A 582-nucleotide genomic window follows, 5' to 3' on the forward strand; every position below is an offset into this window, starting at 1 on the left:
GGGGTGGATGGCGTCGGCACCGGACTTGGCGGCCGCATCCAAGATCTTGTCGATCACCAGATACGACTCCGCCGAGGACTGTCCACCCAGTGCGAAGGCTTCGTCGGCGAGGCGTACGAACGGGGCATCGGCATCGGGCTCGGCGTACACAGCGACACTGGCCAACCCGGCATCGGCGGCCGCCCGGATCACCCGCACCGCGATCTCACCACGATTGGCGACAAGAACCTTCGAGATTTTCTTATGGGAAGTCGAGGTGGTCATGTATTGAAATTCCTTCACTGGCCATATCGGGCATTGACGAAAAGAGCTGGGGCACTGGCAAGTCCGTATCGATGCAGATCCTGGGGACGACCCCACAGATCCGAAACAACCGGAGCTTCGACGAGCGCCGAAGACCGCGCTGCGGTCAGAACAGCAACAACGGCAGCGATGTCGCGTCGGTGGGGCTTCCGCGAAACGACCAACCAGGCGACGCAGCAACACGATTCGCGTCGCCGTTCGTTTCGTTGCTCACTGCGTCATGATTCGCTTCGCCGCTCACTGCGTCATGATTCGCGTTGCTCATAGTGGGATGTTTCC

2 protein-coding genes are annotated in these 582 nt (G+C 60.7%); both read right to left on the reverse strand.

The window, feature by feature from the left end; translation table 11 throughout:
- A partial coding sequence (locus RHBS_RS28460) for a biotin carboxylase N-terminal domain-containing protein (RefSeq protein WP_272913912.1) occupies nucleotides 1-264 on the reverse strand: 264 nt, incomplete at its 3' end.
- A 14-nt stretch (nucleotides 265-278) separates the two neighbouring features.
- A complete protein-coding gene (locus RHBS_RS32465) occupies nucleotides 279-467 on the reverse strand; it encodes an acyl-CoA carboxylase epsilon subunit (protein ID WP_128646958.1) in 189 nt (62 codons plus the stop codon).
- Nucleotides 468-582 lie beyond the last annotated feature (115 nt).

The organism is Rhodococcus sp. BS-15 (assembly GCF_000813105.1).
Classification (GTDB): domain Bacteria; phylum Actinomycetota; class Actinomycetes; order Mycobacteriales; family Mycobacteriaceae; genus Rhodococcoides.